This is a genomic window from Streptomyces sp. NPDC036813 (genome assembly GCF_055609245.1).
This window is the reverse complement of sequence record NZ_JBVJPV010000020.1, coordinates 15055-35571: the sequence shown is the minus strand read 5'-3', so window position 1 is coordinate 35571 and position 20517 is coordinate 15055. Positions and strand designations below refer to the sequence as shown.

Below are 20517 nucleotides of genomic sequence, written 5' to 3'. Positions count from 1 at the left end.
TACGTCACCCACCCGGAAGCGCGGGAGATCGTGTTCGACTTTCTTGAAGGCTACGACGTCCTAGGGGCGTTCTGGATGACGGTGAAACTCACCGTCTTCTCCGCCGTGGGCTCCCTGATCTGGGGCACCCTGCTGGCCGCGATGCGGGTCAGCCCGGTCCCGCTGATGCGCGGCTTCGGCACCGCCTACGTGAACATCGTCCGGAACATCCCGCTGACGGTGATCATCGTGTTCTCCTCGCTCGGCCTCGCCGACATCTTCGGGGTGACCCTGGGTGCCTCGGACGACTTCAAGCTCCAGGGCTTCCGGCTCGCCATCCTCGGTCTGGTCGCCTACACCGCGGCCTTCGTCTGCGAGGCGATCCGTTCCGGCATCAACACGGTGCCCCTCGGTCAGGCCGAGGCCGCGCGCGCCATCGGCCTGAACTTCAGCCAGACGCTGCGGCTGATCGTGCTCCCCCAGGCCTTCCGGGCGGTCATCGGCCCGCTGGCCAACGTGCTGATCGCCCTGACCAAGAACACCACGGTTGCCGCCGCCATCGGTGTGGCCGAGGCCGCCTCCTTGATGAAGTCGATGATCGAGAACGAAGCCCAGACGCTCGCCATCGGCGCGGTCTTCGCCTTCGGGTTCGTGGTCCTGACTCTTCCCACGGGCCTCATCCTCGGCTGGCTCGGCAAGCGACTGGCGGTGAAGCGATGAGTTCCGTCCTCTATGACACGCCCGGCCCCCGTGCCAAGCGGCGCAACGTCCTGCTCTCGGTCGTCTTCTTCGTCCTCCTCGCCCTGCTGCTCTGGTGGGTCTGGCAGACGATGGACGACAAGAACCAGCTCACGAGCGCCATGTGGAAGCCGTTCGTCCAGGGCGACACGTGGACGACCTACCTGATCCCGGGCCTGGGCAACACCCTCAAGGCGGCCGCGCTCGCGATGGTCATCGCCCTGCCGCTGGGTGCGTTCTTCGGCATCTCACGCCTGTCCGACCACCGCTGGGTGCGGGGGCCGTCCGCCGTGGTGGTGGAGTTCTTCCGGTCCATCCCGGTGCTGCTGCTGATGCTCTTCGCCAACGAGCTCTACTCCCGCTACACGAACGTCACCAGCGAGGACCGGCCCTTCTACGCGGTCGTCACCGGCCTGGTGCTCTACAACGCCTCCGTCCTCGCGGAGGTGGTCCGGGCGGGCATCCTGTCCCTGCCCAGGGGCCAGAGCGAGGCGGCCTACGCCATCGGTCTGCGCAAGACCCAGACGATGACGAGCATCCTGCTGCCGCAGGCGGTCACGGCCATGCTGCCGGCGATCGTCAGCCAGCTGGTCGTCATCGTGAAGGACACCGCACTGGGCGGCGTGATGATCGGCTACAACGAGCTGCTGAACTCCCGGAGCACCCTCGCGGCCAACTTCGCCAACGTCATCCCCAGCTTCATCGTCGTGGCGGCCATCTACATCGTGCTCAACTTCATCCTGACCTCCTTCGCGAGCTGGCTGGAGGGCTACCTGCGGCGCAGCAAGCGCAGCACGGGCGCGGTCCTCGGCGCGGAGGACATGGAGGAGCTGAACCCGGCGGCGACCGGCGGCACCTACGGGGCCGGGGCCGGCGGCAGCATCTGATCCCTCGTCAAGCAGCTTGACCCGCACGGAGGCAGTGGCATGATCGCCACTGCCTCCGTCACTTGACGCAAGCAGCGGCAATGGGTTGCATACGTTCTGTGATCGTGCACCCTGCTCCAACCTGTTGTTCACATACGTCGCCGAGGACACCGCTGCGAGCAGGGGGCGCCGCGCCGTGGACCCGGTGATCATCGTCGGAGCGGGGCCCGTGGGGCTCACGCTCGCACTGGCGCTGGCGCGTCAGGAGGTGCCGTCGGTCGTACTGGACGAGGGCCCCGGCAAGGACGAACCCCGGCTCGCCCGCACGGTCGTCCTGCGCGAGGACACCACCGCCCTGCTGGAACGGCTCACCGGGGTGCCGCTGGACAAGGCCGGTCTGCGTTGGGCCGGATGGCGGTCGATGCGGCGCAAGCAGGTGATGTGCGAGATCGCCTTCGCCGACGACACCGAACCCGCACCCGTGCACATCGCCCAGCACCTCCTGACCGGCGCCCTGCGCGACGCCCTCGCCGGTGAACGCCTCGTCGAGATCGCCACGGACAGCCGCCTGGACAGCGTCGAGCAGGAGCCCTCCGGCGTCACCGCGCACACCCGCGGCCCGAACGGCACCTGGTGGCGCGGCAGTTTCCTCGTCGGCTGCGACGGCCCCCGCTCGACCGTGCGCAAGCTCGCGGACATCCGCTTCCCGGGCCGTACGGCGGTGGAACGGTACGCCGTCGCCGCGCTGCGCACCGAACTCCCCTGGCCCGGCGAGGCCGTACTGCACCGCCTGCCTCCGTGGCGCACCTCCGGCCCGACCGCCGGCGAGATCACCGCCCGTCCGCTGCCGGACGGCGTATGGCGGCTGGACTGGCTGCTGCCGCCCGGCAAGGACCTGGTCACGCCGGAGATGCTCATCGCCCGCATCCGAGAGACCCTGGCCGGCTGGCACGCCGGCACCACACCGCCGTACGACCTGCTCGACACCGGGGTGCACACCGTCCATCACCGCCTCGCCCGCCGCTGGCGCTCCGGGCGGGTCTTCCTCGCCGGGGACTCCGCCCACCTGCTGGGCGCCCTCGGCACCCAGGGCCTGGACGAGGGCCTGCGCGACGCCGACAACCTCGCCTGGAAGCTGGCGCTGGCCTGGCACCACGGACCGCGCGAGACTCTCCTCGACAGCTACCAGACCGAGCGCCGCGCCGCCGTCGCCGCACGACTGCGCGCCGCCGACCAGGTCCTGCCGCTGCTGCGGGGCGGCGGCGGACTGCGGTCGTACGTCCCCGGCTCGACCCGCGGGCACGACGCGCTGCTCACCGAGGGCCACCTGGGCCGCGGCCCGCTCGGTGAGGCGGCCGACTACGCCGACTCCCCGCTCGCACCCCCGCACCTGGAGGCGGAGGTCCCCGTCGCCACCGCGCCCGGCGCACAGGTCGCCGACGTGCTGGTCACGGCGGAGGACGGCTCCTTCGTCCCGCTGCGTGACCGGCTCGGCCGGGGGGCGCTGCTCGTCGTCCTGATCGCGCCCGGCACCGGCGTGTGGGAGCGTAAGCACTGGGTCACGGCCGGGATCATGCCGCGGCTGGCCGCCGCGGTGACCGCCCTGCCGCATCCGGCGGAGCTGCTGGTCGCCGAGGAGTACCCGGGTGCCGCCGCCCACACGGTGCTGCTGGTGCGCCCCGACGGCCATCTCGTCACCGCGCTGAGCGGAGTACGCCCCGCCGACCTCTACGCCGCCGCCGAGGCGACCCTGGGTGGGCCGGCACGAACCGAGGCGACGGCCGGCACCGCCGCGAAGTGACACCGGTTCGCCGTCACGGACCGCTGATGGGTCGTCGTCGCGGACCGCTCGTGGGGTCGTCGTCGCGGACCGCTCACCGGCCACGAACGGACACCGCTCGCCGTCACTGTGCGTCCGCATAGTGACGGTGAGTTGACCGTCCCGGACCGTCGTGGTGTACTCCGGAGCGTGACCGACACCGATGTGCGCCTGTGGCGGAGGGTCCATATGGACCTGCTCCGGTACGCGGGCTGCGTGTGTCGTCCGTCCTGCTGAATTCGCATCCCCCCTTTTTCTGCCGCGCGCCGGGCCCGTCGTGCCGTCGCGCGCTGCCGACGCGAACGCTCAACAGGACGGTGCCCGTGTCTGTCTCCCCCTCGCTCCCCTCTGCCCTGAACAACGTCTCAGCCGCCGCCTCCGTGCCCACTCAGGCGGATCTTCTGGAATTCGTCCGGCGTACGGCCGCCGACACCGCGCTGATCGACTCGCTCCCGCTCGACCCGGAGGGCCGCACCTGGGTGCGTCTCGAGGGGCCCGGTGGCAGCGAGGCCTGGCTGATCGGCTGGCCGCCCGGCACCGGTACGGGTTGGCACGACCACGCCGAATCCATCGGTGCCTTCCTCACCGCGCGGGGTGAGCTGCGGGAGAACGCGCTGGCGGCGCGACTGCCCGCCGACGGCTGGAAGACCCTGGAACTGACCGACGGGGTGGACCGGACCCGGCAGCTGCCCGCCGGCCGCGGCCGCTCCTTCGGCCGGCACCACGTCCACGAGGTACTCAACCAGTCCACGGCCGAGCACGCCGTCTCCGTGCACGCCTACTACCCGCCGCTGCCCCTCATGCGCCGCTTCAGCCGGACCGGCCAGGTGCTGCGCCTGGAGCAGGTCGAGCGCCCGGAGGACTGGCAGTGAGCGCCGCGGTGAGCATCGACACGCTGCTGGAGCGGGTCCGGGCCGGCTACACGCGCGTGGAGGCCCGCGAGGCGTACGAGGCCGCCGGAGCCGGCGAGGCGCTGCTGGTCGACATCCGGTACGCGGCCCTGCGCGAGCGGGACGGCCTGATCCCGGGCGCGGTGGTCGTCGAGCGCAACGAGCTGGAGTGGCGCCTCGACCCCCAGGGCAGCCACCGTCTCCCCGAGGCCACGAGTCACGATCTGCGGATCGTGGTGATCTGCAACGAGGGCTACGCCTCCAGCTTGGCGGCGGCTTCCCTGCACCAGCTGGGCCTGCGCCGGGCAACCGATCTGGTCGGCGGCTTCCAGGCCTGGCGAGCAGCGGGGCTGCCGGTGGCAACACAGGAACGGTAGGAGCGGCATGAAGGTGCCGGGCCCATACGGGGTCCGGCACCGTGACACCGTCGCAGACCGGCGTACGCCACACGCCGGAGCAGGCACCTCGCCGGAGGCCGGCGCGCGACACCGTCAGAGACCTGCGCGTGACAGGTCGGGAGCCGGCGCCTGAGGACGTCAGGGACGCGGGACGACGTCAGAGTCCTCCCTCGTCCGTCAAAGTCCTCCCTCGTCCGTCAAAGTCCTCCCTCGTCGAGGAAGTCCGTCTCCTCGCCCTCCTCCTGGAGCGCCTGTCGGACCACGCGCAGGGCCATGCCCTCCGGGTAACCCTTGCGGGCGAGCATGCCTGCGAGGCGGCGAAGGCGCTTGTCGCGGTCGAGACCGCGGGTGGCACGCAGCTTGCGGGCGACGAGGTCACGCGCGGTCGCCTCCTCCTGCTCGCTGTCCAGCTGCGCCACGGCCTCGTCGATCAGCGCCGAGTCGACGCCTTTGGTGCGCAGCTCCCTGGCGAGAGCCCGCCGGGCCAGGCCCCGGCCGTGGTGCCGGGACTCCACCCAGGCGTCCGCGAAGGCGCTGTCGTTGATCAGCCCGACCTCCTCGAACCGTGACAGCACCTCCTCGGCCACCTCGTCCGGGATGTCCCGCTTGCGCAGGGCGTCCGCGAGCTGTTTGCGAGTGCGCGGGGTCCCGGTGAGCAGGCGCAGGCAGATCGCCCGTGCCCGCTCGACCGGGTCCCCGGGAGGCTCCCCCTCCTCGGCCCTCGACAAGGAAGAGGCGCCCCCATCCTCGGCGGACGGCTCCCCGGGCTGCTCCCCGAAGCCGCGCCGCCGACGCCCACGGCCGCCACGCGTCCCCCCGGAACGCGCGCCGTCCCGTGCACCGCCCGCGCGACGCGGTTCCCCGCTGCCGTACCCGGCGGCGTCGTCGTACTCGGTGCCGTCCGTGGTCCGGGCCGGGGCCACGCCCTGCCTCTCGGCCCGCTCCGCGGGGGCGTCGAGGTGGGCGTACTCGGCCCAGTCGGTTCGTCGTGTCACGGTCAGCTCTTGGCTGCGGCGGCCTTGGTCTTGGTGGCCTTGGCCGCGGCCAGGGCGGGTGCCGCCTTGGCCGCGTCGTCGGCACCGGCGGAGACCACGGCGTCGGCACCCGGCTCGGCGGCGGGCTCCTCGGCACGCACACCGACGCCCAGCTTCTCCTTGATCTTCTTCTCGATCTCGTTGGCCAGGTCGGGGTTGTCCTTCAGGAAGTTGCGCGCGTTCTCCTTGCCCTGGCCGAGCTGGTCGCCCTCGTACGTGTACCAGGCGCCGGCCTTGCGCACGAAGCCGTGCTCCACGCCCATGTCGATCAGACCGCCCTCGCGGCTGATGCCCTGGCCATAGAGGATGTCGAACTCGGCCTGCTTGAAGGGCGGCGCCACCTTGTTCTTGACGACCTTGCAGCGGGTGCGGTTACCGACCGCCTCCGTGCCGTCCTTCAGGGTCTCGATGCGGCGGATGTCGATACGCACCGAGGCGTAGAACTTCAGCGCGCGGCCACCGGTCGTGGTCTCCGGGGAGCCGAACATCACGCCGATCTTCTCGCGGAGCTGGTTGATGAAGATCGCCGTGGTCTTGGACTGGTTGAGCGCGCTGGTGATCTTCCGCAGCGCCTGGCTCATCAGACGGGCCTGCAGACCGACGTGGCTGTCGCCCATCTCGCCCTCGATCTCCGCGCGCGGCACGAGCGCGGCGACGGAGTCGATGACGATGAGGTCGAGCGCGCCGGAGCGGACGAGCATGTCCACGATCTCCAGCGCCTGCTCGCCGTTGTCCGGCTGGGAGAGGATCAGGTTGTCGATGTCGACACCGAGCTTCTTCGCGTACTCGGGGTCGAGGGCGTGCTCCGCGTCCACGAAGGCGACCTGGCCGCCGGCCTTCTGCGCGTTGGCCACCGCGTGCAGGGTCAGGGTCGTCTTACCGGAGGACTCCGGGCCATAGACCTCCACCACACGGCCGCGAGGCAGGCCGCCGACACCGAGGGCGACGTCGAGTGCGGTCGACCCGGTGGGGATGACCTCGATGGGCTCATTCGGCCGCTCGCCCAGGCGCATCACCGCGCCCTTGCCGAATTGCCGTTCAATCTGTGCGAGCGCGGCGTCGAGCGCCTTCTCGCGGTCGGTTCCTGCCATGGGTTCCACCCGGTTTGCTTGAGTCGATCGCTTCACGTCAAAGACGCTAACGCCTGCCACTGACAACGCGCCCCGACGCCGGGTCGGCCTGTGGATAACCCTGGGACACAACCGCCCGAACCGGGGCGAAATCCCCTCCGTTGAGCCTCGCCGGAGCCTCCATATGAATGGATGTTCGATTTTGGTGTCAAGCGCGCCACGCGGCACCTCCGAGCGTACGCCCGCGCCTCCGCGCCGATCTGGATCGCCGCGACCCGCCGGACCGGGGTCGCCGCCACCCCGGACCGGGGTCGCCGCCACCCACCGGACCAGGGTCGCCGTGGCGCCGCCGGATCGGGCCCCGCCGGCCGGAGGGTTCCGGCCCAGAGCGCTGCCCAGCTGCTCCCCGCGGCGTACACGAGATGCCTCCGGCGGTACGACGACGGCCCGCGCCGCGGCCGGGAAACTCGCTCTCATGGACAACAGGCCGGCGCAGGGACAGGACACCACCCACCGCGGCGCACCCCTGCCCGCGCCTCGCGCCGTTGCCCCGCTGCGCCGCGTCGACCGTCTCTGTCTGGTCACCGGGGCCGTTCTCATCGTCTCGGGGCTGGCGCATCTGCTGGTCTTCGCCGTCGACGGCGGTCCCTGGTACGGGCCGGTCTCCTGGCGCAAGCCGGTGACCTTCGGGCTGTCGTTCGGCGTGACGCTGCTTGCGGTCGCCTGGGTCACCTCGTACGTCGGCGTGGGTGCGCGGCTGCGCTCCGCGCTGCTCACCGTGTTCGCCGTGGACTGCTTGGTGGAGGTCGGCGGCATCACGCTGCAGGCGTGGCGGCGGGTTCCCTCCCACCTGGACATGGAGACGCCCTTCGACACCGCGGTCTCGATGACGCTCGCGGTGGGCGGCGGTGTGCTGGTCGTGCTGCTGACCGTCTTCGCGGTCACGTCCTTCCGGCGGCGGCCGTCCGGTCCGGCAGGCATGCCGCTCGCCGTGCGCTCCGGCTTCGCGATCCTGCTGGTGGGACTCGCCTCGGGCGCGGCGATGATCGCGCGCGGCGTCGTACTCACCCGGACCGGCCACCAGGAGGCGGCATATCACTCGACGGCTCCGCTCAAGCCGCTGCACGGGGTGAGCCTGCACGCCGTCCTGGTACTGCCCGCGCTGGCCTGGTTGCTGGCGCGCACACCGTGGGACGCCGCGGTGCGCAGGCGGATCGTGGCCGCGGCGGTATGGGGCTACGCGGCCGCGGTGGCCGGAGCGGGCGTGTGGGCGCTCCTCACGTAGACCTCAGCTGCCGGCCCTCTCGAACCAGCTCTCAGGTACCGGCGTCGTCCTCGTCGCGCGTCCGGGTCCGCGCCCACAGGCCCCGGGCCCGGGTGAGGGCGCCCGTGCCGCGGCCGCGGTGGCCGTGCACGCGCGGGTCGTCCGTGACGGCGTACCGCTTCACATAGGCACCCAGGAAAGCCTGCAGCGTGGCGACCGCGGGGATGGCGATGAGCGCACCGACCGCGCCGAGCAGAGCGGTGCCGGCGATGACCGAGCCGAAGGCGACCGCGGGATGGATGTCCACCGTCTTCGAGGTCAGCTTCGGCTGCAGCATGTAGTTCTCGAACTGCTGGTAGACCACGACGAAGACCAGCACCCACACCACGTACAGCGGGTTGACGGTGAAGGCGATCAGCATGGGCAGCGCACCGGCGAGATAGGTGCCGATGGTGGGGATGAACTGTGAGACCACGCCGACCCACATGCCCAGCACGGGCGCGTAGGGGATGCCGAGGGCCTGCAGCATGACGTAGTGCGCGACGGCCGAGATCAGCGCCATCAGCCCGCGTGAGTACAGGTAACCGCCGGTCTTGTCGACGGCGATCTCCCACGCGCGCAGCACCTCGGCCTGCCGGGCGGGCGGCAGCACCGAGCATATGCCACGGCGCAGCCGGGGTCCGTCGGCGGCGAAGTAGAAGGAGAACAGGCCGATCGTCAGCAGCTGGAAGAGGCCGCCGAGGACCTGTGTGGACACGTCCAGGACGCCGGCCGCGCTGTTCTGCACGTACTTCTTCAGCCAGTCGGAGCGGAGCAGCCCCTGCTGGATGTCAAGCCGCTTGAGGTCGGTGTGGAAGGTGCTGTTGATCCAGTGGATGAGCGAGTCGAGGTAGTCGGGGAAGTGCTCGATCATCTTGATGATCTGGCCGGCCAGCATCGAGCCGAGCAGGGTGACGAACCCGGCGGAGACGATCAGCAGCCCGAGGAAGACCAGGAACGTGGCGAAGCCGCGGCGCAGGCCGCGGGAGGACATCCAGCTCACCGCGGGTTCGATGGCCAGGGCCAGGGAGGGCGCGCTGCCGGCCATCCACCCCAGCCAGCGGGACTACCCGGCGGCGCCGTTCCTCCCGATCGTGGACGACCCGCCGAGCGACCTGCTCGCCACCGGGCCCGTGGTGGGGCTGTTGCACCGCAACGAGGTGTGGCACGCCTGGCTCTTCCGGGCCACCGACTTCTGCTGGCAGCGCATCGAGTCGCTGGAGAAGTCCCATCCGTACGAGATCGAGGCCGCCGTGGCCTTCCTGGACTCCGCGCCCGACCAGGCACGCGCCCATGCCGCGGCCGACCGTCTGGGCCGGCTGGTGCGCGAGCAGCGACTCGCCGCGCTGGACCCGGGCGACCTCGGCGCCTACCCGGTCGCGCCGGGTTACGCCCCGGGCGAGCACCATTTCCCGCACGACTTCGCGCGCACACCGGACTCGCTCGCGCGCGTGTGGTTCACCGATGACGAGATGGCCCGCTCCCTGGACCATCTCGCGAGCGAGCAGCGGGAGGACGGCGGCTGGCCGGTCAGGTGGCGCCAGTGGGCACCGGGCACGGTGCTGGAGGCACGGCCCATGGTGACCATCGAGGCACTGCGCACGCTCAGGGCGTACGGCCGCGCCATCGAGTGAGGGGCGCCTCCGGCGGCGCGGACGGCGGGCGTGGACAGCGGGACGGGGCAGCCCGCACCGTCCCGCCGTCCGCCTCACCCGAGCCAAGCGCCCCGCCCCCCGCCAGAGCCCCACCTGGGGCAGTACCCCACCCGGCCCGAACCGCCACCGCCCCGCACCCCACTGCCTGGAACCCGCCACACCCCCGCCCCCCAACTGCCCGGAACCCGCCACACCCCGGCCCCCCAACTGCCCGGAACCGTCACCACCCCGGCACCGCCACTGCCGCGCCACCCCACCTGCCCGGAGGCGCCGCGCGTCACCGCAGCTCAACGCCGTTGTCAGTGGGTAAGTGCAGGATGGACGCATGGTCAGCTCCGCCCATCCGGCCCTCGACGGCTTCTCCCCCGCGACCCGCGGCTGGTTCACGGGGGCCTTCTCCGCGCCCACCGCCGCCCAGGCCGGCGCGTGGCAGGCCATCCGTGCGGGGTCGGACGTGCTGGTGGTCGCCCCGACCGGCTCCGGCAAGACCCTGGCCGCGTTCCTCGCCGCCCTGGACCAGCTCGCCTCCACCCCGCCCCCGGCCGACCCGAAGAAGCGCTGCCGGGTGCTGTACGTCTCCCCGCTGAAGGCGCTGGCCGTCGACGTGGAACGCAACCTGCGCAGCCCGCTGACCGGCATCCGTCAGGAGTCCGTCCGCCTGGGCCTGCCGGAGCCGGAGGTGAAGGTCGGCATCCGCTCCGGTGACACCCCGCCCGCCGAGCGCCGCGCGCTGTCCACGCGCCCGCCGGACATCCTGATCACCACCCCGGAGTCCCTGTTCCTGATGCTGACGTCAGCCACGCGCGACGCGCTGGCGGGTGTGGAGACGGTGATCCTGGACGAGGTGCACGCGGTGGCGGGCACCAAGCGCGGGGCGCATCTCGCGCTGTCCCTGGAGCGGCTGGACGAACTGCTGCCGAAGCCGGCCCGCCGTATCGGTCTGTCGGCGACCGTCCGCCCGGTCGACGAGGTCGCCCGCTATCTGTCGCCGCGCCGCAAGGTGGAGATCGTCCAGCCGGAGTCGGGCAAGGAGTTCGACCTGTCGGTCGTCGTCCCGGTCGAGGACATGGGCGAGCTGGGCGGCTCCCCGGCGGCCGACGCCTCCGAAGGCGCGGAGCGCCCCTCGATCTGGCCGCACGTGGAGGAGCGGATCGCCGACCTGGTGCAGTCCCACCGGTCCACGATCGTCTTCGCGAACTCCCGCCGCCTCGCCGAGCGCCTGTGCAACCGGCTCAACGAGATCGCCTACGAGCGGGCGACCGGCGAGACGCTGGACGAGCACCACGCGCCGGCCGAGCTGATGGGCGGCTCGGGCGCGGCCCAGGGCGCCCCACCGGTCATCGCCCGCGCCCACCACGGCTCGGTGTCGAAAGAGCAACGCGCTCTGGTCGAGGAGGACCTCAAGGCCGGCAGGCTGCCAGCGGTGGTGGCCACCTCCAGCCTGGAGCTCGGTATCGACATGGGCGCCGTCGACCTCGTCGTCCAGGTCGAGTCCCCGCCTTCGGTCGCCTCCGGTCTCCAGCGCGTCGGCCGCGCGGGCCACCAGGTGGGCGCGGTGTCCACGGGCGTGGTGTTCCCCAAGTACCGGGGCGACCTGGTTCAGGCGGCCGTGGTCACCGAGCGGATGCGCACCGGTTCCATCGAGTCGCTGAGGGTCCCCGCCAACCCGCTCGACGTACTCGCCCAGCAGCTCGTCGCCATGACCGCGCTGGACACCTGGCAGGTCGACGACCTGCTCACCGTGGTGCGCCGCGCCGCGCCCTTCGCGTCGTTGCCGGAGTCGGCGTTCACCGCCGTGCTCGACATGCTGGCGGGCCGCTATCCGTCCGACGCGTTCGCCGAGCTGCGCCCGCGCGTGGTGTGGGACCGCGTCGCCGGCACGGTCACCGGCCGCCCCGGCGCGCAGCGTCTGGCGGTGACCTCCGGCGGCACGATCCCCGACCGCGGCCTGTTCGGGGTGTTCCTCGCAGGGTCCGACCCGAAGAAGGGCGGCGGCCGGGTCGGCGAGCTGGACGAGGAGATGGTCTACGAGTCCCGGGTCGGTGACGTCTTCACGCTGGGCACCAGTTCCTGGCGCATCGAGGACATCACCCGCGATCGCGTACTGGTCTCCCCGGCGCCGGGCGTGCCGGGCCGGCTGCCCTTCTGGAAGGGCGACCAGCTGGGCCGCCCGCTGGAACTGGGCCGTGCCGTCGGCGCCTTCCTGCGCGAGGTCGGCTCCCTCGACCGGGACGACGCACGCCTGCGGCTGCTCACGGCCGGCCTGGACGCCTGGGCCGCGGACAACGTACTGGCGTATCTGGACGAGCAGCGGGAGGCCTGCGGTCACATCCCCGACGACCGCACGATCGTCGTGGAACGCTTCCGTGACGAGCTCGGCGACTGGCGGGTCGTGGTGCACTCCCCCTTCGGCGCCCAGGTGCACGCCCCGTGGGCGCTCGCGCTCGGCGCCCGCCTCGCGGAGCGGTACGGCATGGACGCGCAGGTCATGCACGCCGACGACGGCATCGTGCTGCGGCTGCCGGACGCCGACCTGATGGGTCTGGAGCTGCTCGACCAGCAGCCGTCGAAGGCGGGCACGGAGTACGACGCCGACCAGGCCCCGGTCGGCGCCGCGGACGTCGTCTTCGACAAGGGCGAGGTCGACCAGGTCGTCACCGATCAGGTCGGCGGCTCCGCCCTGTTCGCCTCCCGCTTCCGCGAGTGCGCCGCCCGCGCCCTGCTGCTGCCGCGCCGCAATCCCGGCCGGCGCACACCGCTGTGGCAGCAGCGCCAGCGCGCGGCGCAACTGCTGGAGGTGGCGAGCGAGTTCGGCTCCTTCCCGATCGTCCTGGAAGCGGTCCGCGAGTGCCTCCAGGACGTCTTCGACGTCCCCGGCCTGACCGAGCTGATGGGTGACCTGGAGTCCCGCAAGGTGCGCCTGGTCGAGGTGACCACCCCGGAGCCGTCCCCGTTCGCCCGCTCCCTCCTCTTCGGGTACGTCGCCCAGTTCCTGTACGAGGGCGACTCCCCGCTCGCCGAGCGCCGCGCGGCCGCGCTGTCGCTGGACTCCCGGCTGCTGGCCGAGCTGCTCGGCCAGGCCGAGCTGCGCGAACTGCTCGACGCCGAGGTGCTCACCGAGCTGGAGCGGGAGCTGCAGTGGCTCACCGAGGACCGGCGCGTCAAGGACGTCGAGGGCGTCGCGGACGTACTGCGCCTGCTCGGCCCGCTCACCGACGCGGAGCTGGTCGAGCGTGGCGCCGAGCCCCCGTGGGCGCAGGAACTCGCCGCGGCCCGCCGGGCCATCCGGGTCCGCATCGGCGGCCGGGACCACTGGGCGGCGATCGAGGACGCGGGCCGGCTGCGCGACGCGCTCGGCACCGCGCTGCCGGTCGGGGTCCCCGAGGCCTTCACCGAGCCGGTCAAGGATCCGCTCGGCGACCTCCTCGCCCGCTACGCCCGCACCCACGGCCCCTTCACCTCGGCCACCGCCGCCGCGCGGTTCGGGCTGGGCGTCGCGGTCACCGAGGGTGCCCTGCAGCGGCTGGCGGCGGCCGGCCGGGTCGTCCAGGGCGAGTTCCACCCGGCCGGCATCGGTCAGGAGTGGTGCGACGCTGCCGTACTGCGTCGGCTGCGCCGCCGTTCCCTGGCCGCGCTGCGCCACGAGCTGGAGCCGGTGCCGCCGGCCGCGCTGGCCCAGTTCCTGCCGCAGTGGCAGCACATCGGCAAGGGCCACTCCCTGCGGGGCGTCGACGGACTCGTGCGGGCCGTCGAGCAGTTGCAGGGTTCGTCCGTGCCCGCGTCCGCCCTGGAGAAGCTCGTCCTGCCGTCCCGCGTCAACGGCTACACCCCGGCGATGCTCGACGAGCTCACCGCCGCCGGAGAGATCGTCTGGGCCGGCGCGGGCGCGCTGCCCGGCAAGGACGGCTGGGTCTCGCTGTACCTGGCGGACGCGGCCCCGTTCCTCCTGCCGCCGCCCCACCCGCTGGAGCTGACCGCTCTGCACGAGTCGGTACTGACCACACTGTCCGGCGGTTACGGCCTGTTCTTCCGTCAGATCGCCGACCAGGTGCGCGCCACCACCCACCCCGACGCCACCGATCCCCAACTGGCCGACGCACTGTGGGACCTGGCCTGGTCCGGCCGGCTCACCAACGACACCCTCGCCCCGATGCGTTCCCTGCTGGGCTCCGGCCGCACCGCGGGCTCCACCGCCCACCGCGCCAAACGCGCGGTCCCGCGCGGCCGCTACGGCTCCCTGACCGCCGCGGCCCGCCCCGCCTCCCGCAGCGGCCCGCCCACCGTCGCCGGGCGCTGGTCCCTGCTCCCGGCGCAGGAGCCTGATCCCACGGTCCGTGCCCACGCCCTGGCCCGCACACTCCTCGACCGGCACGGCGTGGTGACGCGGGGCGCCGTCGGCGCCGAGGGCGTCGAAGGCGGCTTCTCGGCGGTGTACCGCGTCCTGTCCGTGTTCGAGGAGAGCGGCCAGGCCCGTCGCGGGTATGTGGTGGAGGGCCTCGGTGCCGCGCAGTTCGCCATGGACGGGGCGGTCGACCGGCTCCGCGCGGTGGCCAACGCCCGCGAGCGCGGTGACGCCGCGAGGGCGGCGGCTCCCGCAGGCTTCGGCGCCCCGGACGGCGACGGCCACCGCAGCCCGGATGGTCTTGGCTCCGATGGTTTCCCCGCCTCCGACGCCGACTGGACCAAGGCCTTCGACGCGCCCGACGGCACGCAGTTCCCGGACTTCCCGCCCTCCCCGGGCGACTACGTCTCCCCGCGCGACTTCGCGTCCCCGCGCGACTTCGCGTCCCCGGGCGCCGGCGGCCCCAGAGGCGGCGCGTCGGGCCACGGCACCGGTACGCCGTACGACGGCTACGGCGGCGGCTACGACACCGGTACCGGCGCGGCACCCGGGTACGACCGCCGTTCCGGCGGGTTGGGCACGTACGGCACATACGGCAACCGCCGCGCCGACCCCACCGCCGCCACCCGCTCCGTCGTCCTCGCCGCCGCCGACCCGGCCAACGCCTACGGCGCCGCCCTGCCCTGGCCCGAGCCGCCCACGGGCGCCGGACACAAACCGGGCCGCAAGGCCGGCTCGCTCGTGGTGCTGGTCGACGGTGAACTGGCGCTGTACATGGAGCGCGGCGGCAAGACCCTGCTGGCCTGGCCCTCGGAGCCGGACGCCGAGGCGACCGAGGATGCGCGTCTGCGCGCGGCAGCGGAGGCCCTGGCAGCGGCGGCCCGCGCCGGTTCGCTCGGCACGGTCACGGTGGAACGCGTCAACGGCACCTCCGCCCTGACCTCCCCCTTCGGCACCCTCCTGGAAGGAGCGGGATTCATCGCGACCCCCCGCGGCCTTCGGCTACGGGCCTGACGAAGCCGCGTGTCACCCTTGACCCATGCCCGAAGGTGACACGGTCTGGCAGGCCGCGAGGCGCTTGCACGGGGCCCTTGCGGGCAGCGTGCTGACCCGCAGCGACCTGCGCGTCCCCCGGTACGCCACGGTCGACCTCACCGGCCGCGCCGTCCTGGACGTCACCTCGCGCGGCAAGCACCTGCTCACCCGCGTCGAGGGCGGCCTGACCCTGCACTCGCATCTGAAGATGGACGGTTCGTGGAAGGTCTACGCCCCCGGCCAGCGCTGGAGCGGCGGCCCAGCGCACCAGATCCGCGCGATCCTGGGCACCGCCGAGCGCACGGCCGTCGGCTACCGCCTGCCGGTGCTGGACCTGGTGCGCACCGCCGAGGAGGAACGCTTCGTCGGCCACCTCGGACCCGACCTGCTCGGCCCGGACTGGGACGGCGACCGTGCGCTGGCCAACCTGCTGCGGGACCCCGCGCGCCCGCTCGGCGAGGCGCTGCTGGACCAGCGCAATCTCGCCGGTATCGGCAACGTCTACAAGAGCGAGCTGTGCTTCCTGCTCGGCGTCACTCCATGGCTCCCGGTCGGCGCCCTGCCCGCCGAGCGCGCCGCGCAGCTGCCCGCGCTGGCCAAGAAGCTGCTGGAGGTCAACCGCGACCGCCCGGTCCGCGCCACGACGGGGCAGCGGGGCCAGGACCTGTTCGTCTACGGCCGCGCGCCGCGCCCCTGTCTGCGCTGTGGCACCTCGATCCGGGTGGCCGACCAAGGCGACGGGTCCCGTGAGCGCCCCACGTACTGGTGTCCGAGGTGCCAGGCGGGCCCGGCGCCCAGCCCGGCCCCGCGCCGCGGCCCCCGCTACCGCACGACCCCATGACGACCCGGCACCGCACGCTCCCCTCACGGCCAGGTACCCCACGATCCCCTCACGGCCAGGTACCTCACGCTCCCCTCACGGCCGGATACCCATCACGGCCGGATACCCCGTGACCCCATCACGGCCGGGTACCCCACGACCCAGCAGGACCGGATACCGCACCACGACCCGGCCCGAGCGCCACCCGGCAAGCCGTACGTCGGCTTTCACAACCGGCCGGACTCCTCGCCTGGCCGAAGGGGTGACGCTGCCGTGGGATCCACGGGCGTCCCGTCGGCATCCGTCGCACCGGAACCCCCCGCCCTCCCGCGCCACGCCTCTCGCCATCGCCCGGCGCGTACGGCCCCCGCAGCCCGCCCCTTGGGCACGCAGTGCACCGGCAGCACGCTCAGCCCCCAACCGCCGGCCGCCACGGCGCCCTCCAGAGCCCCTGCCGCGGGGCTGAGGGCGAGGCGGAGGACGGCCCACCACCACACCGCTGCGAGGCCCGCCCCGACCCCGCAGCGCGCTATGGCGCCCCAGCGCGCTGTTCGCTCCGCCATGCCACCACCACCTCCAGCCGGACGCCGGAAGGCCGCCCCGGGGCCGCCAGGGCGCGCGAGCGGCACACCGGGGCACCTCCGGGGCCGGCCGTCAGCTGTTCTCGGCCTGGAACATCCAGTGGTGCTTCTCGAGATCCTGGGTGATCTGGATGAAGATGTCCTGGCTGACCGGGTCGGGCTCGGCCGTCGACGTCACGCGCTCCCGCATCCGGGTGATCGCCGCGCCGAGCGCTTCCACCAGGGCCCGCACCGCGTCCGTGTCCTTGATCCAGCCCTCGGAGACCTGGCCGAGGCCGCTGCCGGCGGCCACCGTGGCGGCCCGGCCGTCCGGCGACACGCCCAGCGCGGACGCCCGCTCGGCGACGGTGTCCATGTGGGTACGCGCGCTGTCGACGACCTCGTCGAGCTGGAGGTGCACGGACCGGAACCGCGGTCCGACGACGTTCCAGTGCACCTGCTTGGCGACCAGCGACAGGTCCACCAGGTCGACGAGCGCGCCCTGAAGGGCGTCGCCGACGGTCTTCAGGTCGGTGTCGGACAGGGGGCTCTTCACGACGTTCATCCACGCCTCCGTTGGTTCACCCGGTCGTCCCCTCCACCATGACGGCCCCGCCCAGGACGGGCAAATGGACCAAAACGGCCGACGAGCGCCGCACCACAGAGGTCACGGGCACGCAAAAACCCCGACCGCGCTCCTCCGTTCGCTCCGGAGAAGCCCCGGCCGGGGCCACGGACAGGTGTGTCAGGCGGCGACCACGTCCACCGCTTCGCTGGGCGCCTTGATGGTCACCCGTTCCGGTGGCACACCGGTCACCGACACAGATCCCAGCATCGGGCGGACCGATGTGGGCACAGGCTCGCTCGGGGTGGCCGCAGCAGACTGGGCCAGCTCGGCGAGGGCGAGTTCGTCGCTCACTTCCCGCATGAGCTCGGACATCCGTACGTCCAGCGCGTCGCAGATGGCGGAGAGCAGCTCGGAGGAAGCCTCCTTCTGCCCCCGCTCCACCTCGGAGAGATAGCCGAGCGAGACTCGGGCGGACGAGGAGACTTCGCGCAGAGTACGGCCCTGGCGTTGGCGCTGCCGACGCAGCACGTCACCCAGCAGGCGACGGAGCAGAATCATCGGTGGCTCCCTCCTCGGACCGCGTAGCCGCATCCTTCTCGCCCCACCGTACCGCCTCGCGCCGCGGCCGTGCGGGGAGCGATGTCGTGTTCACTCAGGGCTGCAAACATCAAAACCCCCCGTTCTGTTCCGTATCCTGTGCCCGCTCATTCCCGGTCTGTTCGCCCGCAAGCTCCTTCAGAAGCAGCACGAGCACGCTCCGTACACTCTCTCTACGAATTTCCGCGCGGTCGCCGTTCAACCGCAGGGGCTCCACTTTTCCGCCACCGGCGGAACCGGAATCGCGGCCACGGGGGCCGTCCACGGCCACGAAGACCGTGCCGACGGGCTGCCCGTCCTGCGGTTCCGGACCGGCCACGCCGGTGGTCGCGATGCCCCAGTCGGCGCCCAGCGCCTTGCGCACACCGGCCGCCATCTGGGCCGCGACCTGCGCATCCACCGCTCCCCGCTCGGCCAGCAGGGTGGCGTCCACGCCGAGCAGCTCCTGCTTGAGCGCGGTGGCGTACGCCGTCACCGAGCCTCGGAACATTTTGGACGCCCCGGGCACCGCAGTGATCTCCGCCGCCACCAGCCCGCCGGTCAGCGACTCGGCGACTGCCAGGGTCTCGCCCCTCACCGTCAGTAGTCGCACCACGTCGGTGGCCGGGAACGTCACGCTTGCTTCTCCTCCAACGCCGCCTGGCGCTCGGCGATTCCCTGCCGGCGCAGCACAATGGCCTGTCTGATGTAGTCAAGACCGGTCACCACAGTCAAAACGACCGCCGCGGCCATCACCCAGAACCTCAGGGTGGCCAGCCACCCCGTGAGCGCCAGCACATACATGCCGACGGCGACGCCCTGGGTGAGCGTCTTCAGCTTGCCGCCCCGGCTGGCCGGGATGACGCCGTAGCGAATGACCAGAAAACGCAGCAGCGTGATGCCGAGTTCCCGGCCGAGGATCACGCCCGTGACCCACCAGGGCAGATCACCGAGACCGGACAGACAGATCAGCGCCGTCCCCATGATCGCCTTGTCTGCGATGGGGTCGGCGATCTTCCCGAAGTCGGTGACGAGGTTGTAGGTGCGCGCCAGATGCCCGTCGAAAAGGTCGGTGATCATGGCGATGGCGAAGGCGGCCCAGGCCAGCGACCGCCACGCCGGGTCGTACCCGCCGTCGGCCAGCATCAGCACGACGAAGCCCGGAACGAGCAGGAGCCGGAGCATGGTCAGCAGATTGGCGACGTTCCACACGCTCGCCTGGTTGACGGCGGCAGCGGCGATCTTGCCGCCGCGCTGCGGGCGGGCGCCCGCCGATGCGCCGGAGGCGTCCGAGCCGGACGGCACCGACGCCCCCTTCGCCTGGGAGGAGCCGCCTGCAGCGGACGACGCCGGGACACCCGTCATCTGCCCGCCTCCTCAGGACACGCCAGCGGCTCGGCCACCAGGTCGACACCTTCCGTACCGACCACCTTCGCCTCGACGATACGACCGACGCTCAGGCCTTCGCCGCTCGTGAGCAGCACCTGGCCGTCCGTCTCGGGCGCCTGGTGCGCCGCCCGGCCGTACACGCCGTCTTCCTCGTCGACGGACTCGACCAGGACGTGCACCGTTTCACCGACGCGCTCCTCGGCCCGCTGGGAGACGAGTTCCTCGGCCAGCCGGGACACCCGCGCCAGTCGCTCGGCGACGACGTCCTCGTCGAGCTTGTTGTCGTACGTCGCCGCTTCGGTGCCGTCCTCGTCCGAGTAGCCGAACACGCCGATCGCGTCCAGCCGCGCGCCGTTCAGGAACCGCTCCAGCTCGGCAAGGTCGGCCTCCGACTCGCCGGGGAAGCCGACGATGAAGTTGGACCGCACACCCGCTTCGGGGGCCTTGCTGCGGATGGTGTCGAGCAGCTCGAGGAAGCGGTCGGTGTCGCCGAAGCGGCGCATGGCGCGCAGCACGTCGGGCGCGGAGTGCTGGAAGGACAGGTCGAAGTAGGGGGCGATCTTCGGGGTGGAGGTCAGCACGTCGATCAGGCCGGGGCGCATCTCGGCCGGCTGGAGGTAGCTGACGCGGACCCGCTCGATGCCGTCGACCTCGGCCAGCTCGGGCAGCAGCGACTCCAGCAGGCGGATGTCGCCGAGGTCCTTGCCGTAGGAGGTGTTGTTCTCGGAGACCAGCATGATCTCCTTCACGCCCTGCTCGGCCAGCCACCGCGTCTCGTTCAGCACGTCGCTCGGGCGGCGCGAGATGAAGGAGCCGCGGAAGGACGGGATGGCGCAGAAGGAGCAGCGCCGGTCGCAGCCGGAGGCGAGCTTGACGGAGGCCACCGGGGAGCCGTCCAGGCGCCGGCGCAGCGGGGAGCGCGGGCCGGAGGCCGGGGCGACGCCCTCGGGCAGGTCGGCCGGGCCGTGCCCGGGCAGCGCCACCGCGGCGGCCGACTCCTGGCGCTCGGCCGGGCTGATCGGCAGCAGCTTGCGCCGGTCGCGCGGGGTGTGCGCGGCGTGGATGCCGCCGTTCAGGATGGTCTGGAGCCGGTCCGAGATGTTCGCGTAGTCGTCGAAGCCGAGCACGCCGTCGGCCTCGGGCAGCGCCTCCGCGAGTTCCTTGCCGTACCGCTCGGCCATGCAGCCCACCGCCACGACGGCCTGCGTTCTGCCGTGCCCCTTGAGATCGTTGGCCTCCAGGAGGGCGTCCACGGAGTCCTTCTTGGCGGCGTCGACGAAGCCGCAGGTGTTCACGACGGCGACATCGGCGTCCGAGGCGTCCTCCACGAGCTGCCAGCCGTCCGCCTCCAGACGGCCTGCGAGCTCCTCCGAGTCCACCTCGTTACGGGCGCAGCCAAGGGTGACGAGTGCGACGGTACGGCGTTCAGGCATGGGCTCAAGACTACTTCGTCCCACCGACACCCCATGTCGAAG

The 20517-nt window shown here is 72.3% G+C and carries 17 protein-coding genes and 2 pseudogenes; 10 read left to right on the top strand and 9 right to left on the bottom strand.

Going from position 1 to position 20517, the window contains the following annotated elements; genetic code table 11:
• Window positions 1-30: 30 nt before the first annotated feature.
• The 6 genes from ACZ67Q_RS33215 (at window position 31) to ACZ67Q_RS33190 (ending at window position 4669) form a co-directional block, all read left to right on the top strand.
• The gene (locus ACZ67Q_RS33215; RefSeq protein WP_471189781.1) at window positions 31-699 is read left to right on the top strand and encodes an amino acid ABC transporter permease; all 669 of its coding nucleotides are present in this window, start codon (window positions 31-33) and stop codon (window positions 697-699) included.
• Window positions 696-1604 (top strand): amino acid ABC transporter permease, encoded by a 909-nt coding sequence (locus ACZ67Q_RS33210; RefSeq protein ID WP_471189779.1) that lies wholly within the window; start codon window positions 696-698, stop codon window positions 1602-1604. Before ACZ67Q_RS33215 ends, ACZ67Q_RS33210 begins: the two co-directional genes overlap by 4 nt.
• A gap of 175 nt (window positions 1605-1779) precedes the next feature.
• Window positions 1780-3384 carry an FAD-dependent monooxygenase gene (locus ACZ67Q_RS33205; RefSeq protein ID WP_471189956.1) on the top strand — a complete coding sequence of 535 codons (1605 nt, stop codon included), beginning with the start codon at window positions 1780-1782 and terminating at the stop codon, window positions 3382-3384.
• Window positions 3385-3591: 207 nt separating this feature from the next.
• A complete protein-coding gene (locus ACZ67Q_RS33200; protein ID WP_311314449.1) occupies window positions 3592-3639 on the top strand; it encodes a hypothetical protein in 48 nt (15 codons plus the stop codon).
• 86 nt (window positions 3640-3725) lie between these two features.
• Window positions 3726-4274, top strand: coding sequence for a cupin domain-containing protein (locus ACZ67Q_RS33195; protein WP_471189777.1), 549 nt, complete (start codon window positions 3726-3728; stop codon window positions 4272-4274).
• A complete protein-coding gene (locus ACZ67Q_RS33190; RefSeq protein ID WP_471189954.1) occupies window positions 4265-4669 on the top strand; it encodes a rhodanese-like domain-containing protein in 405 nt (134 codons plus the stop codon). The genes ACZ67Q_RS33195 and ACZ67Q_RS33190 overlap by 10 nt, the downstream gene beginning before the upstream one ends.
• 218 nt (window positions 4670-4887) lie before the next feature.
• Here ACZ67Q_RS33190 and recX read toward each other — a convergent pair whose 3' ends face one another.
• Window positions 4888-5685, bottom strand: coding sequence for a recombination regulator RecX (gene recX, locus ACZ67Q_RS33185; RefSeq protein WP_471189775.1), 798 nt, complete (start codon window positions 5683-5685; stop codon window positions 4888-4890).
• Window positions 5686-5687: 2 nt separating this feature from the next.
• Window positions 5688-6815, bottom strand: a complete 1128-nt coding sequence (gene recA / locus ACZ67Q_RS33180) for a recombinase RecA (protein ID WP_471189773.1) — start codon at window positions 6813-6815, stop codon at window positions 5688-5690.
• Between the two features lie 454 nt (window positions 6816-7269).
• Between recA and ACZ67Q_RS33175 the strand changes: the two genes are divergently transcribed.
• Window positions 7270-8079 carry a hypothetical protein gene (locus tag ACZ67Q_RS33175; protein WP_471189772.1) on the top strand — a complete coding sequence of 270 codons (810 nt, stop codon included), beginning with the start codon at window positions 7270-7272 and terminating at the stop codon, window positions 8077-8079.
• 31 nt (window positions 8080-8110) lie between these two features.
• Here ACZ67Q_RS33175 and ACZ67Q_RS33170 read toward each other — a convergent pair.
• A pseudogene (locus ACZ67Q_RS33170) lies at window positions 8111-9124 on the bottom strand (AI-2E family transporter); the annotation flags it as partial.
• Between the two features lies 1 nt (window position 9125).
• On the opposite strand from ACZ67Q_RS33170, the pseudogene ACZ67Q_RS33165 reads away from it, so the two are divergent.
• The 3 genes and pseudogenes from ACZ67Q_RS33165 to ACZ67Q_RS33155 form a co-directional block, all read left to right on the top strand.
• Window positions 9126-9731 (top strand): annotated as a pseudogene (locus ACZ67Q_RS33165) (hypothetical protein); the annotation flags it as partial.
• A 346-nt stretch (window positions 9732-10077) separates the two neighbouring features.
• A complete protein-coding gene (locus ACZ67Q_RS33160; protein WP_471189770.1) occupies window positions 10078-15108 on the top strand; it encodes an ATP-dependent helicase in 5031 nt (1676 codons plus the stop codon).
• Window positions 15109-15133: 25 nt separating this feature from the next.
• A complete protein-coding gene (locus tag ACZ67Q_RS33155; protein WP_471189768.1) occupies window positions 15134-15970 on the top strand; it encodes an Fpg/Nei family DNA glycosylase in 837 nt (278 codons plus the stop codon).
• 206 nt (window positions 15971-16176) lie between these two features.
• Here ACZ67Q_RS33155 and ACZ67Q_RS33150 read toward each other — a convergent pair whose 3' ends face one another.
• The 6 genes from ACZ67Q_RS33150 to rimO form a co-directional block, all read right to left on the bottom strand.
• Complete coding sequence (locus ACZ67Q_RS33150) at window positions 16177-16512, bottom strand: hypothetical protein (protein WP_471189766.1); 336 nt, start codon at window positions 16510-16512, stop codon at window positions 16177-16179.
• Between the two features lie 91 nt (window positions 16513-16603).
• On the bottom strand, window positions 16604-17074 hold the full coding sequence (locus ACZ67Q_RS33145) for a Dps family protein (RefSeq protein WP_471189764.1): 471 nt from the start codon (window positions 17072-17074) through the stop codon (window positions 16604-16606).
• Window positions 17075-17254: 180 nt separating this feature from the next.
• Window positions 17255-17635, bottom strand: coding sequence for a helix-turn-helix domain-containing protein (locus ACZ67Q_RS33140; protein WP_062700236.1), 381 nt, complete (start codon window positions 17633-17635; stop codon window positions 17255-17257).
• Window positions 17636-17744: 109 nt separating this feature from the next.
• Window positions 17745-18290 carry a CinA family protein gene (locus ACZ67Q_RS33135; protein WP_471189762.1) on the bottom strand — a complete coding sequence of 182 codons (546 nt, stop codon included), beginning with the start codon at window positions 18288-18290 and terminating at the stop codon, window positions 17745-17747.
• Window positions 18287-19018 (bottom strand): CDP-diacylglycerol--glycerol-3-phosphate 3-phosphatidyltransferase, encoded by a 732-nt coding sequence (pgsA, locus tag ACZ67Q_RS33130; protein ID WP_471189760.1) that lies wholly within the window; start codon window positions 19016-19018, stop codon window positions 18287-18289. The genes ACZ67Q_RS33135 and pgsA overlap by 4 nt, the downstream gene beginning before the upstream one ends.
• Window positions 19015-20475 (bottom strand): 30S ribosomal protein S12 methylthiotransferase RimO, encoded by a 1461-nt coding sequence (gene rimO, locus ACZ67Q_RS33125; RefSeq protein ID WP_471189758.1) that lies wholly within the window; start codon window positions 20473-20475, stop codon window positions 19015-19017. The genes pgsA and rimO overlap by 4 nt, the downstream gene beginning before the upstream one ends.
• Window positions 20476-20517: the final 42 nt, after the last annotated feature.